This is a genomic window from Methylophilus sp. 'Pure River' (assembly GCF_046765995.1).
Lineage (GTDB): Bacteria > Pseudomonadota > Gammaproteobacteria > Burkholderiales > Methylophilaceae > Methylophilus.
On the sequence record NZ_JBKOUE010000001.1, the window covers coordinates 127,953 to 141,201 of the forward strand.

The following is a 13,249-nucleotide window of genomic DNA, read 5'->3' on the forward strand; positions in this document are numbered from 1 at the left end:
CAAGTGCTTTATGCTTTACTTAGTGCGACGACGTGACATTAGACCCATTAAGCCTAATCCAGCTAAAAACATCGCATAACTATCTGCCTCTGGAACAGGTGAGATATTTTCTGAGAACGATAAGCGCAGGCCATAACTAAGTGGGGCATTGGCGTTTTGATTATCTGCCCACATCCATGTAACACCAGAAGTGCTAGATGTCAGAGCACCTCCAATTGCAAAAAATCCATTCGTGGATTTTGCCGCATCAATACCCGCTTGATTAAATTGGATCGCGAAACTGTCGTAACGACCCGGATTGCTTATTTGCAAACTCGCATACTCAACACCACTACCTAAATCATTGTAGATTGAATATTGACCACTGCCGCCATTACGGAGATCGGCAATGCTTGCGCTCACATCGAATAAAGAATATTCAATATTATTCTCTGGACTTGAGTTCCAGACATTATTGGCAAACAACTGAATCGATACCAGGGCCGACATATCTAACCCTGTAAAATCAAATACAAAGAAATTGCGATCTGCAGAACCGGAAACTTGATCGATTCCAATTGAAGGGTTCAAGGGATTATGGCTTGCAGTGATGCCACTGTAAAAGCCCTGGTCAATAGTTTGAAGTTCAACTGTTGTATTGGCTGCCACAGCTTGATTGCTTAATGAAAACGCGAATGCAATTGAAACTGCCAATTTGTTAAAAATACCTCTCATTAGTACCTCTCTATTTTTCTTAGTTAGTAAAACGCACTTAAATGTACCCCAAAGAGTACACGCGAGCATTCTACATCCAAATGTACTCTATAGAGCATAGTCATTATGGGTACATGCAGGCTTTATTTAGTCCTCTATAGAGGAATAAAAAATGGAATTCAAAAAAGCACTTGGCGTGGCGATCAGAGAGGCAAGAGTGGCTAAAAATATAACCCAGGAATCAATTAGCGCTTTTTCGAGTAGGACATACTTGTCTGATCTTGAGAATGGGAAAAAAGATGCTTCGGTTTCAAAAATTAATGCCTTAGCAACATCTATCGGAGTCCACCCGCTAACAATATTTGCGCTGGCTTATTTGCATGTTGAGCAGGAGTCAAATATAGAAGATCTTCAGCGTAAGATAGCCAAGGAGTTAACCCACATAAAGAAAGCCACACAAGTTGACTTGTAATTCAATTAAATATACCAATAAAAATATTTCGATAAATTAAAGCTATAAAAATTTCTGTCGTAAAACTTTTCAAAGCGGAACCAAGTAAGCACATACGAGGGCCATCGTTGCTTGTTGGGGAAAGCCCCCCAACTGCTATTAGGCTCTAGTCTTCAAATCATCTTGGAAGTCAATCAAGAAGCTGTGCACATGCCCAAAGTGTAATTTTAATCTGAACGATATAATTCCACATGTTAAAAAATCATTACTCCTTTGTCCTTGGGCTCTGCTCCTATGTCGTTTTTATTGCGACTACACTGATCATAGTATTATGGCCGACCGAACTGAACCCTATTTTTGATGGCGTATTTTGGTCTACATTTGCAATTTTCTTCGAGAGTTGTTTTGTCGTTGGGTATTTATATAAAACCCGAGGAGGCTCTACTAGAAATGTTCGTTTTTCATTCGGCATTTTGCTTATTGTTGCCGCCGCAGTAATGTTTAGTGGCCTCAATCGCATAACAGAGAATTCTGCTACTTGGAAACCTCGTTATCCTGATAACTACGCTATTTTTTTCATTTGGCTTAGTACCCTCATAGTGTATGCCAAAGACATCATTTCAATCGGGATAGGAGCGTTAGGTGCCAACCTTATTGGCTATGCTATTACTGAGCCGAAGAAGTCGAAGAATAAAACTTTCAAAAGAAGATCTCAATTTATGTAAAACACCCAATACCATCATGCTTAAGATATATTCAAAAAAGTGAATACTTGAGAGCCTTATACACAGAAATGAAAATACCCTGGTTCTGGGGATCGATTTCCGACTCCCATCTGGATTAAGCAACAACCTTACATCAGAGTTAGTTTTTTCATGAAAATTATCCGAGTTTAGTATCAGTTAGTCTTTACAAAACCGTTACTGGATAAGTCGATTATGAAATTGGAATTAAAATCCTCATTTTCATTTCTACCTAAAACATATCCCCTTGGATTACAGACCACACTTGTTTCATTGAGTACATAATCAAAACTGTCATGAGTATGTCCATGTATCCAAAGTGTACTGGCGCCAAATAAATCCTCTAGTCTCGATGCGAAGCAAGGTGCCAATGGGACATTTTGAAATCTTGGAGGAACAGAGTACCAACTCGGGCAGTGGTGCGTGACAACAACCGTCTGCCCATTGAATGGCTGATCAAAGAGCTTTGCCTTGAGCCAGGCCCTGGACTCATGATGTAGGGTTTCAGAGTCTTCAGCAGGGAACCTTGAATTGTTCTGCATTATTAATCGGAAGTCATTGAGTCCTCTATTGGCCTCTCGTAAAGAATCTTGATATTTCGACTCGCCAAACAGCTGAAAGTCTGTCCAAAGCGTGCATCCCAGGAAACGAACGCCATTAATAATGACTTCATCGTTTTCTAGGAAATCCACGCCATATTGTTTACCGGAGGACCTCAGATCGTCGAGGACCTTTAACCGATCGCGCTTATAGAACTCATGATTGCCGGCGACATAAACAATTCGAGTATCTGGCCAGGCATTTCTTGCCCATGGTATAGCTTGATCGCCAGTCCAGATGTCCCCGGCTAGTACAACCACATCCACCTTCTCTTTTGCAGGGTAAAAAGGTGCAAACTCTAGATGTAAGTCACTTAACACTAATATCTTCAAAACTTTCTCCTAATCTTTGAATTTGCGCGTCTCGCTAATGGCTTTGCGAAGGCCGTGTCTTCATCTACGAATAGCCGGGCACACCAAAATAACTTCCTATGCCCTCCTGGTGCAGAAAACCGCACAGATTGACCAACAAGAACGGGTCTGGTGCAATCAGCTCATTGATTAAATAGTGAGAACCAGTCGCAGTGAGTGCGACTTGGTTATCCGGATCGTAGCCAATCACCGGTGAGGTATGCACTGCACTCGATAAGGGTTTGCCTACCCGACGCCCGATCAGAAAGTACGAACATTTATTGAAAACTGGATAAATCCTTTTATAGATGAATCCGCCTTCAACATTGCCTCTCAGATTACTTATGATGAATGGCATCTGAAGCGTTAGCATATCCTCAGGTGAGGCCAACTCAAGGCGTAGGAACTCTCTATTACGCCTAATGATGTCATCAATATCCTTGGGGATATGCTCACCATATTCCTCATGCAACTTCCCTAACAAGCTGTCATAGCTAGACTGACTCATATTCGATGAACTTCAAGCCCGAGTATCTCAATAGGTAACTGGCCTAGCGCCAAAATAGTTACCAATGCCATCACGATGAAACATGTAGCAAATATGAAGCAATAGTAAAAGATCTGGTGCACCGGTTTTGAAGCTCTCAACCACGTAATGTGATCCGGAAGCGGTCAAAGCCACATTGTTAACGTTATCGTATGCAACAACTTGTGAGGTGTGGAAGGCCTCCTCACCGCTCCTAAATCCAACAAGACAAAAAATTTCAGCATTCTTGCTTGGAACGATGCGTTTATAGACAAATGCCTGAGTTAGAACTCCACGCAGATTTGTCACAGGAATGTCCTTATGCATTTTGGCCAAATCCTCTGTACTCGCATAATCCAATTGCATCATGTGTCGATTCTGAGTGATGATGTCGTCGAGCTCCTTGGGCAATACAGCTTCGATGGTGTCGTTTAAATTATCTTTTTCCATAAATTTCTCCTTAATATTCATCTAACCAAGTGCCGGTCTTATTGGACCGATTAACTTTAGAGTTGCAATACTGGCAGTACTTAATGCCATTACCTTTCTTTTTAGCCACTCCGCACCGAGCACAGATAGCGAGTGATTCATGCTTGGCTTTAAGAATGGCTGAGTAGACTTCTTTTGCATGACTGGTTTTTGATAGGTCCACTTCGATGTCCAGGAAGTCATGTCGATCATCAGCACTTATGATGATGACTTGAAGATTTTTGATTGCACTGACAAAGTCAGCAAAAATGTCAGCCCAGCCTTCTTCGAACTTCAATTGATGGTGGGCCACCAAGAGTTTCTTACCAATCTCCAGCTGCTTAACGAAAGCGACAGGATCAAATCTTTTGTAGGTTTTACTAGAGGAATCCGACACGCTGTACCTCCTGTTTAATGTTTGGAAGATCGTCTACGCAAACTCGATCACGCTGATCGAGAAATGCCTTCATCATCGCTTCATCAAGAGAGAGCCTTACCTCTCTGGGGGATAGATAAGCCAATTGCTGTTTAACCTCATCTTCCAGAGATGCGCTCAGAAATGACTCTAGAGAGTTATGCTTTAACAACATTGAGTAAATGCTATCGATAACCCCCAGCATTTCAGTGGGCAGAGGTTGCTTAATGTGGAAGAGCTTCATCCTGGACAGAATGGGACCATTGATGGTGTTGGACTCATTGGCAGTTGCAATCCAAATCACATTGCTCGCATCCAGCTCCAGGGGAATAGCTTCATCTTTAAACCTGCTGGCAGTGTGAGGTTCCAGCAATGTATAGAATGAAGAGATCACGCTATACCTGGTATCTCCAGCAGCTTTATCAATTTCATCGATTAGGATGATGGGATTGGCTGTTTTAGATGTGGCCAAAGATTTGATAATGAAGCCTGGGCTGCCTTCTCCCCATTGCAGGCTGGTTCCTGACAAAGCGAAACCTGCTGTGACTGTAGCCAGGGACATTTCAAAATATGGGAGCTTTAGAAGCTTTGCAGTCTCACTTACGAATAGTGTTTTGCCGAGCCCTGCATCTCCTAGAAGCAGGATTGGCGACAGCTTGAAAGGCCTGTTGAATTTCCTGGAGACATTCGCTTGCAACTGAATGTAATTGATGACCTCTTTGAATTGAGGAAATGAAACCCTCAATGCATCAAAGTCAATTTCATTACTGATGACTTTATTTGGCCTTCTAGACTTCCAAAGACCTTTGAGAACAGGTGCAAGCCTGCTCTTGATATCACTTCCTCTTTTTTCATGTGATTTAACGAGTTCAACAAGCTTATCGTGGTTAACGATTGGTACGGTTTTCTTTGGCATGACAATTCCTCAAGACTAATCAACGTACATGCCTTCGAAATCAATTATTGTTCTATATTTGAGTTGCTCAATCTGCTCGCCTGTAGCTTCTGGATCGTAATAAAAGCGTTTTCCTTCAAAGAAATCGAATCTATACGAAAGGTAGTCTTCATTTTTGTGCGTAAAAGGGGCTTTGGAAAGTTTGTACACTTCAAGCGTTTCATTAAGCCCTGAATTACTCAAACTTCTTGGAATTAAGCAACGAATTGAATTGATTGGGCACTCCTGAAAAACCTTCTCTAGATGTGCTACATCGCAGCAATATTCATAGCTATATCCTGAGGGGATATTACTTTCAACAATTTCAGAAATGAAACACAACTGCCTGTCAGGAAAAATGAAATAGGGGACTTGTACTTCTAATGCACTTGGGCCGTCTTCAAAAGCCAAACGATTTGCGAGGAACATGTTAAAACCTTGATTCGTCATGAAGTCATACTATGTAGATAACAATACAAATTGTCTTCTAAAGAGTACCCTTAACGAAGGGATTTATTATTCCCTGATTTAAGAATGTTGCTGAACTGCGGAATTTAGGTGGGCATCTATGGCCTGATTTTTGAATACCAGCTTGATGGTGGGATTAATACAGGATGGTAGTCAGTCTGGGGGTTATTGATTTATGTGATTCGACACGCTGAATTTAAACATAGCACGTCGAGCTACCCTCGAAGGGCAGCCGCTAATCGAGTCCCTCTCCAGTGATAAACATAACTTGATTAAGTCCAATTGTGTTGGACTCATGGTATCTAACTGATTGAAAATTTCATTTACGATGTAAAACTTATCGTGATGTGTTTTCAAAGGTAGCGTGAATTTATGCTCTGAATGCCTTACTGCGTCTGCTAATTGGAGACGCTCAACCTCACTCAATTCAAGCTTTTCAGCAATCACGGCCTCAAGCTTTTTCCAATCAACACTTTTGTGACCAGATTCAATACATGCAATGGTAGTTGCATTCAAACCGAGCGAATCAGCAATTTGTTTCTGATATAAGTTTCTAGTGGAGCGTGCAGCTTTTAAGAATATTGCGCCAGGAGACATCTTCATTCCATTTTTGTAATGAAGCAAAATTTACTACACTAAAGAAATTATTTCAATAAAGCACTGATTTATAATGTAATTATCGTATGTCTTATTAGATTTAAATAGTGCATTAATGGTTTTTTTGAAATGAGAGCTTAAGGAGCAAACTCTTCATATTTGTAATGTAACGTTGTCGGAAATGTTAGTAAATGACTGTAGCTGGAATATGTTTTTTACAGCCAATCGAAATCGGATATCTGCAGGTCTATTTTTTTTAATGGTATATTTGGTATACGAATTCAAGTCGATAAAAATTAGAAGCGATAGTAAAACGGTTATTTAATATTCAAGGATCAAGAGAAATGAAGTATTTACATACAATGGTTAGGGTTAGCGACGTAGAGAAATCACTCAAGTTTTACCGAGATGCTCTAGGACTGGAGGTCGTTCGAGAGATGAAAAACGAACAGGGTCGGTTCACCCTGATTTACTTAGCGGCACCTAATGATCCTGCTGCAGAAATTGAGCTGACGTACAACTGGGATCCTGAGGAATACACAGGTGGCAGAAACTTTGGCCATGTTGCGTATGAAGTTGAGGACATTTATAAAACTTGCCAGAAGCTTGCTGATAATGGGGTCACGATCCTTCGACCACCACGTGACGGATACATGGCATTCATTCGTTCGCCAGATAATATTTCAGTTGAGTTGCTGCAAGCTGGTAAACCACTTGAGCCTCAAGAGCCTTGGGCTTCGATGAAGAACACTGGGTCTTGGTAGGCATATCTGGAAATGGACAAGTGTACTGACATTTGTCCATTAGTTTTGATAATTGATGGACAAGTTGGTTTTCTATAACTATTTGTTTTTTAAGGGGAGTCGGATGTCCATTTTACAGTTACTTGTAAGTACATGGGGTTATAAAATCGAATTCATCCAGAAGGGGACCATTGAGTACCCCGTGAATGTCTAACAGGGAGCACTTACTTGAGGCTGTGGCGCTGGCGCAAGCTGGCGACTGGGACGCGGCCCACAATATCGCGCAGGATTACAGTGACAGCACGGCGAACTGGATACATGCCGTGCTGCATAAAATTGAAGGCGATAGCTGGAATAGCAAGTACTGGTATGCCAAAAGCGGTGGTCACCAGTATGAAGATTACGGCCCGGATGTCGCCACCGAACTGGCGGCCATTCAACAATGGCTGGACACTGCCACCGCGCAATAGCTTGATTGCTTACTTATGATCCTCGTCGGCAGGGCGACGGCTGGAAACAAAAATCCCCCACAGTGACTGCACAAACAGGCCGATCACGGTGCCGGTGATAAATAGCAGCAGGCAGGCGAGCAAACACACCAACAGCAAGAAGGCATCTTGTTGCCACAGGCCCAGCGCAGACAATGACTGCCAGACAGTCAATATTTGCTGTATCCAATGATCAAGATTGATAAGCGCCATGTGTTTATTATGCCTGAGCCAGCGCAGGCATGTAATCAGTCAGCCCATGCATGGATGTCTACAGCCAACATTTTGCATCATTTTACGGGTTCCCTCTTTTAGCCAACGTTAAGCTTTAAAGCCAGGCTTGCCATCACAAGAGCCAAATCAGTGCATCTTATCGCCTGATGACGGTGCATCTCTGCTATTTCGATTCTTTAACGCCATGATTCTTAAGTGAAAAAAACCGCCTTGAAGATGGCCTGCTTGTTGCTAGTCTATCATGGAGCTCGCACTGAGCTAGAGGAGAGGCACCATGAACAAAAAACTTGCGGCCAGTGCCACGATGTCAGTCGCCATGGCTTCGGCGGAAACACGGCTGTCCGAAAATATTACATTACTGGGTGTCTTGCTCGACAAGGCCATTCTGGAGGTGGAGGGGGAGGAGATCTCCCGGAAGATTGCTGCTATTCGGCAGGCTGCACTGCGTTTTCACCAGACACATGATCAGCAAGCTTCGCTAGACCTTGAGCAGTTATTGGCAGGCCTGAGTTTGGAGCACACCGTGCGTGTCGTGCGGGCACTGGCTTATTTCAAGCATTTGGTGAATCTGGCTGAGGATTTATACGGCCAGCAATTGGGGCATTGTCAGCAAAATACGCCTGCGCCCGGCATGCTTTCATATACTTTGTTGCAAATCAAAGAAGCCGGGATTCCGGCGGACACCATTAAACACCTGTTAGAGGATGCCCTGATTTCCCCTGTGCTGACCGCACACCCCACGGAAGTACAGCGCAAAAGTGTGCTGGATATTGAGCGCCTGATTGCCGAGTTGCTGGCTGCGCGTGCGGCTATGGTGTCTGAGCGGCAGTTGGCGCGCAATACGCTGCTGTTGCAAGGCGCTGTGTCTGCGTTATGGCAAACCCGCATGATGCGCTATTCAAAACTCAGTGTGCTCAACGAAATTGAAAATGCATTAACCTACTATGAGAGTACGTTTTTACATGTGATCCCAGAGATTTTGCAGGACATTGAGTGCGATCTGGCCGATGTGTTGCCTGATGCGGCATTGCCTGGCTTCTTGCGCATGGGCAGCTGGATAGGCGGTGATCGCGATGGTAATCCGTTTGTGAATGGCGGGACCTTGCGCGAGAGTGTGCGCTTGCAGGCCATCACCTTGTTCAAGTTTTATTTGCAGGAGCTGTCGGCCTTAAAGCGCGAGCTGGCCGTTTCAACCCGGGTGGTTGGCGTGGACGATGCGGTGCTACAGCTAAGCAAAACGTCGCGCGACCAATCACAACACCGGCTGGACGAACCTTATCGCCTGGCGCTTAACGGTATTCACGATCGCTTACTGGCTACGGCCAATACGCTACTGCCACAAGGTGGCTGGGTGTTGGCCGAAGACATGGCCGCCGACCCTTACGAAACGCCAGAGGCCTTGCTGGCGCCTTTGCAAACCATCGCCGACTCTTTGCGTGCGCATCAGGGCGAGGCTTTGATTTACCCGCGCCTGGGCAAGCTGATCAAGGCCATTGCCACGTTTGGCTTTCACCTGGCAACGGTGGATATCCGGCAATCCTCAGATGTGCACGAAGCGGTGATTACCGAGTTATTACAAAAAGCCGGGCATGACTTTGATTATGCCGGGTTTAATGAGGATGAAAAAATCGGTATTTTGCTGGAGGAGCTCAAGCAGCCGCGCTTGCTGTTTTCACCGTTCCAGCAATATTCCGAGCTGGTGCATAAAGAAATTGGTGTGCTGGTGGCGGTGCGCGAGATGCGCGAACGTTTTGGCGAGCATGCGGTGCGGCAATATATTATTTCGCATACCGAGACCTTGTCTGACCTGCTGGAAGTGGCTTTGCTACAACGCGAGGCAGGTTTGCTGCGTGGCGTGTGGGGCTCGGCCAACATCCAGGTCGATTTGAATATTGTGCCGCTGTTTGAAACCATCGCCGACTTACGCGATGCCCCGATGATTATGGGTAAGTGGCTGAGCCTGCTTGGTATCCGCCACGTGATTCGTTATCAGGGCAACGAGCAGGAAGTGATGCTTGGGTATTCTGATAGCAATAAGGATGGTGGTTTTTTAACCTCCAATTGGGAGTTGTATAAAGCAGAAATCTCACTGGTGGAATTGTTCAACCAGGCCAACGTCAAATTGCGCCTGTTCCATGGCCGTGGCGGCACGGTAGGGCGAGGCGGTGGTCCGACCTACCAGGCCATCATGGCGCAACCCAAAGGCACGGTGGATGGCCAGATTCGTCTGACAGAACAGGGTGAGATTATTTCCACGCGTTATGCCGATCCGGTGGTCGGTCGGCAGCATCTGGAAACACTGATTGCCGCCACGCTGGATGCGACATTATTCCCGGCTGACCAACTGGAGTCCGGCAAACGACGCGCTTTCGAAGGCGTGATGGAAACACTGTCTGCCACCGCCATGACCAGCTATCGCAGCCTGGTCTATGAAACCCCGGGCTTTGCCGAGTACTTTTTTAATACCACTCCAATTAACGAAATTGCCGAACTCAATTTAGGTAGCCGTCCGGCGGCACGTAAATCGACGCGTCGCATCGAGGATTTACGCGCGATTCCGTGGGGATTCTCCTGGGGGCAATGCCGCTTACTCTTGCCCGGCTGGTACGGCCTGGGCAGTGCCATCCATCACTTTTTGCAGCAGGATCCTGCATTAAAAGAAGCGCGGCTGGCCATGTTGCATGAAATGCAGGCGCATTGGCCATTGTTTAATACCTTGATTCAGAATGTGGACATGGTGCTGGCTAAAACTGACCTGATTGTGGCGCGCCATTATGCCCATTTGCTCGAAGACCGTGAGCTGCGTGAAGAGATTTTCAGCCGGATTGCGCAGGAGCACAAGCTGACTACGGACGCAGTCAATCTGTTACTTGGCACCACGCAACGCCTGGCCACTCAGCCGGTGATTGCAAAATCTATCCGTGATCGTCTGCCTTACCTTGACCCCATGAATCATCTGCAGGTGGAAATGATACAGCGCTACCGTAATGGTGAAACGGATGAAAAACTGAAGTGGGCGATACCACTGACGATTAACGGCATTGCGACCAGTTTGCGCAATACAGGGTAAGCATTGTTTCGACATGAAAAAAGGACAAGCTAGACTTGTCCTTTTTTGGCACATTAGCTTAGTGCTTATGTTTGCTTTCCCAGGACCTGATTTGCTTTTCAGCTTCATCCTTGGTGATGCCGTAACGTTCCTGGATTTTACCGGCGACCTGGTCGCGTTTACCTTCAATCACATCCAGATCATCGTTGGTTAACTTGCCCCATTGTTCCTGGACTTTGCCTTTAAGTTGTTTCCAGTTGCCTTCAAAAATATCTTTATTCATGTTGAATCTCCTCAATTTAAGAATGGTGTTCAGGTCATTAACCTGTGTTGCATGTTAAAGATAAAACCGTGTGGATTCAGTCGGCGCGTGGACTAACTTGAGGTCAGATAAGGCTGACATGGGGCGTCAGAAAAGCTGTTTTTAAGTATGACTTTACGTGTGTGCGGGTTCCGCTGGGCCATTAAAAGCTGTTAAGATTCGGGCATGAAGAACACACTTTCTGCGTTGGGCCAATCGCTGCTGCAACGATTGCCCTATGAATACTGGATAGGCTGGCGCTATACGCGTGCCAAGCGTAATAACCATTTCATTTCATTTATTTCGCTGACCAGCATGGTGGGCATTGCGCTAGGCGTGATGGCACTGATTGTCGTGTTGTCGGTGATGAACGGCTTTCAGGATGAGTTGCGTAAACGCATTCTGGGCGTGGCCTCACATATTGAGGTGCGTGGCTTTGATGTGGGGCTGGCTGGCTGGCAAGACTTGCAGCAGCAGATTCAATCGATTCCACCTAAGTCTGTGGCTAGCTCAATTGAAGGGGTTGCGCCTTATATCATGGCGCAGGGTATGCTCACTTACGATCAGGCAGTACAGGGCGTGCTGATCCGTGGCGTGTTACCCGATCAAGAGGCACGCGTCTCCGAGCTTTCCAGCCAGATGAAAATTGGCCAGTTAAAAGACTTGCAGGCCGGGCAATTTAATATTGTGCTTGGCTCAGACCTCGCCATGGCGCTCGGTGTGCGTGTGGGTGAAAAAGTCGTGTTGATGGCGCCGCAAGGACAGGTGACGCCTGCGGGTTTAGTCCCGCGCATCAAGCAATTTACGGTGGCGGGTATTTTCCAGGTTGGTATGTATGAGTATGACGCCGGGTTGGCATTGATTCACCTTGATGACGCTGCCAAGCTATATCGCTTGGGTGATCAGGTGTCTGGCCTGCGTTTGAAGCTGGCCGATTTGTTTATGGCCGACCGTGTGAGTCGCGAGCTGGTCCAGGCACTGGGCCCTAACTATTACGTGACTGACTGGACACAGCAGCATGCCAATTTCTTTAAAGCGATTCAGCTCGAGAAGCGCGTGATGTTTATTATCCTGGCGCTGATTGTGGCCGTGGCTGCGTTCAATATTGTGTCTACGCTGGTGATGGCGGTGACCGACAAGCGTGCGGATATTGCGATTTTGCGCACCATGGGTGCCACGCCGCAAGCCATCCGCAAGATGTTTGTGGTGCAGGGCGCGATGATAGGCATTATCGGCACGGTGTCTGGTGCGGTGCTGGGCGTGATACTGGCATTGAATATTGAAACCGTGGTGCCATGGATAGAACACACATTCAATGTGCAGTTTTTATCCAAAGATGTGTATTACATCAGTGACTTACCTTCTAAACTGATGTGGTCAGATGTGACGGCAATTGTCGGTTTGTCTATTTTGCTCAGCCTGGTCGCCACCTTGTATCCAAGTGCGCGTGCAGCCAGCATGAATCCGGCGGAGGCCTTGCGTTATGAGTGAGTTGATATTGCAATGCCAGGGCCTGGCGAAAACCTATCAGGGGCTGGATACCTCGGTATTGACTGGCGTCGATCTACAATTGGCTGCTGGCGATCATGTGGCGATTGTCGGGGCTTCTGGCAGCGGCAAAAGCACCTTGCTGCATCTGCTGGGCGGGCTGGATGCGCCCACGCAGGGCGAGGTGGCATGGTTGGGCAAGCCGCTGGCCAGTTTGTCTGAGCGCGACAAAAGTGCCATGCGTAACCAGTATCTGGGCTTTGTCTACCAGTTTCACCATTTGCTGCCAGAATTTAGTGCGCTGGAAAACGTGGCCATGCCCTTATTGATTCGCCGCATGCCGAGAACACAAGCGCTGGCACAGGCTGAGCACTATTTGTCGCTGGTTGGGTTATCACACCGGCTGGAACACACGCCAGGTGAGCTCTCAGGTGGTGAGCGTCAACGCGCAGCGCTGGCACGCGCCCTGGTCACGCAGCCGCGTTGTATCCTGGCTGATGAGCCGACCGGCAACCTTGATCGGCAAACGGCAGAGCAGGTATTTGAATTGCTGTTGCAAATACAGTCACAACAAGGCACTGCGCTGGTGGTGGTCACGCATGACTTGTCACTGGCGGCACGTATGCACCGGCAGTATCGTTTGCAGGATGGCACACTGCAAACCCTGGGCTCTGCGCCGCAGGATGTGATTGCCAGTTAGC

Annotated in this window: 17 protein-coding genes; 7 read left to right on the plus strand and 10 right to left on the minus strand. The window is 46.4% G+C overall.

Annotated elements, in window-relative coordinates; genetic code table 11:
- Positions 1 to 15 precede the first annotated feature (15 nt).
- The gene (locus tag ACIDE9_RS00645; protein WP_411991963.1) at positions 16 to 714 is read right to left on the minus strand and encodes a PEP-CTERM sorting domain-containing protein; all 699 of its coding nucleotides are present in this window, start codon (positions 712 to 714) and stop codon (positions 16 to 18) included.
- A gap of 151 nt (positions 715 to 865) precedes the next feature.
- On the opposite strand from ACIDE9_RS00645, the gene ACIDE9_RS00650 reads away from it, so the two are divergent.
- Positions 866 to 1,165, plus strand: coding sequence for a helix-turn-helix domain-containing protein (locus ACIDE9_RS00650; RefSeq protein WP_411991965.1), 300 nt, complete (start codon positions 866 to 868; stop codon positions 1,163 to 1,165).
- Positions 1,166 to 1,395: 230 nt separating this feature from the next.
- Complete coding sequence (locus ACIDE9_RS00655; RefSeq protein ID WP_411991967.1) at positions 1,396 to 1,869, plus strand: hypothetical protein; 474 nt, start codon at positions 1,396 to 1,398, stop codon at positions 1,867 to 1,869.
- Positions 1,870 to 2,042: 173 nt separating this feature from the next.
- On the opposite strand, the gene ACIDE9_RS00660 is transcribed toward ACIDE9_RS00655, so the two are convergent.
- From ACIDE9_RS00660 to ACIDE9_RS00690, 7 genes are all read right to left on the minus strand, one after another.
- A complete protein-coding gene (locus ACIDE9_RS00660; RefSeq protein WP_411991969.1) occupies positions 2,043 to 2,819 on the minus strand; it encodes a metallophosphoesterase in 777 nt (258 codons plus the stop codon).
- Between the two features lie 64 nt (positions 2,820 to 2,883).
- Complete coding sequence (locus ACIDE9_RS00665) at positions 2,884 to 3,063, minus strand: hypothetical protein (RefSeq protein WP_411991971.1); 180 nt, start codon at positions 3,061 to 3,063, stop codon at positions 2,884 to 2,886.
- A gap of 309 nt (positions 3,064 to 3,372) precedes the next feature.
- A complete protein-coding gene (locus ACIDE9_RS00670) occupies positions 3,373 to 3,813 on the minus strand; it encodes a hypothetical protein (RefSeq protein ID WP_411991973.1) in 441 nt (146 codons plus the stop codon).
- Between the two features lie 10 nt (positions 3,814 to 3,823).
- The gene (locus tag ACIDE9_RS00675; protein WP_411991975.1) at positions 3,824 to 4,228 is read right to left on the minus strand and encodes a hypothetical protein; all 405 of its coding nucleotides are present in this window, start codon (positions 4,226 to 4,228) and stop codon (positions 3,824 to 3,826) included.
- Complete coding sequence (locus ACIDE9_RS00680; protein ID WP_411991977.1) at positions 4,212 to 5,162, minus strand: AAA family ATPase; 951 nt, start codon at positions 5,160 to 5,162, stop codon at positions 4,212 to 4,214. Before ACIDE9_RS00680 ends, ACIDE9_RS00675 begins: the two co-directional genes overlap by 17 nt.
- 15 nt (positions 5,163 to 5,177) lie before the next feature.
- Positions 5,178 to 5,630 (minus strand): hypothetical protein, encoded by a 453-nt coding sequence (locus ACIDE9_RS00685; protein ID WP_411991979.1) that lies wholly within the window; start codon positions 5,628 to 5,630, stop codon positions 5,178 to 5,180.
- A gap of 183 nt (positions 5,631 to 5,813) precedes the next feature.
- Complete coding sequence (locus ACIDE9_RS00690) at positions 5,814 to 6,245, minus strand: helix-turn-helix domain-containing protein (protein WP_411991981.1); 432 nt, start codon at positions 6,243 to 6,245, stop codon at positions 5,814 to 5,816.
- Between the two features lie 344 nt (positions 6,246 to 6,589).
- On the opposite strand from ACIDE9_RS00690, the gene ACIDE9_RS00695 reads away from it, so the two are divergent.
- Together ACIDE9_RS00695 and ACIDE9_RS00700 are read left to right on the plus strand one after the other, a co-directional pair.
- On the plus strand, positions 6,590 to 7,009 hold the full coding sequence (locus tag ACIDE9_RS00695; RefSeq protein WP_411991983.1) for a VOC family protein: 420 nt from the start codon (positions 6,590 to 6,592) through the stop codon (positions 7,007 to 7,009).
- 185 nt (positions 7,010 to 7,194) lie between these two features.
- Positions 7,195 to 7,458 (plus strand): hypothetical protein, encoded by a 264-nt coding sequence (locus ACIDE9_RS00700; RefSeq protein WP_411991985.1) that lies wholly within the window; start codon positions 7,195 to 7,197, stop codon positions 7,456 to 7,458.
- Positions 7,459 to 7,467: 9 nt separating this feature from the next.
- On the opposite strand, the gene ACIDE9_RS00705 is transcribed toward ACIDE9_RS00700, so the two are convergent.
- Positions 7,468 to 7,689 (minus strand): hypothetical protein, encoded by a 222-nt coding sequence (locus ACIDE9_RS00705; protein ID WP_194753052.1) that lies wholly within the window; start codon positions 7,687 to 7,689, stop codon positions 7,468 to 7,470.
- 295 nt (positions 7,690 to 7,984) lie between these two features.
- On the opposite strand from ACIDE9_RS00705, the gene ppc reads away from it, so the two are divergent.
- Positions 7,985 to 10,780, plus strand: coding sequence for a phosphoenolpyruvate carboxylase (gene ppc / locus ACIDE9_RS00710; protein ID WP_411991987.1), 2,796 nt, complete (start codon positions 7,985 to 7,987; stop codon positions 10,778 to 10,780).
- Positions 10,781 to 10,838: 58 nt separating this feature from the next.
- Here ppc and ACIDE9_RS00715 read toward each other — a convergent pair whose 3' ends face one another.
- Entirely contained in the window at positions 10,839 to 11,042 is a 204-nt protein-coding gene (locus tag ACIDE9_RS00715; protein ID WP_194753055.1) for a CsbD family protein, read from the minus strand.
- Between the two features lie 204 nt (positions 11,043 to 11,246).
- Here ACIDE9_RS00715 and ACIDE9_RS00720 point away from each other — a divergent pair, with 204 nt between their 5' ends.
- Together ACIDE9_RS00720 and lolD are read left to right on the plus strand one after the other, a co-directional pair.
- The gene (locus ACIDE9_RS00720) at positions 11,247 to 12,551 is read left to right on the plus strand and encodes a lipoprotein-releasing ABC transporter permease subunit (RefSeq protein WP_411991989.1); all 1,305 of its coding nucleotides are present in this window, start codon (positions 11,247 to 11,249) and stop codon (positions 12,549 to 12,551) included.
- Complete coding sequence (lolD, locus tag ACIDE9_RS00725) at positions 12,544 to 13,248, plus strand: lipoprotein-releasing ABC transporter ATP-binding protein LolD (protein ID WP_194753057.1); 705 nt, start codon at positions 12,544 to 12,546, stop codon at positions 13,246 to 13,248. Before ACIDE9_RS00720 ends, lolD begins: the two co-directional genes overlap by 8 nt.
- The last annotated feature ends 1 nt before the right edge of the window (position 13,249 follow it).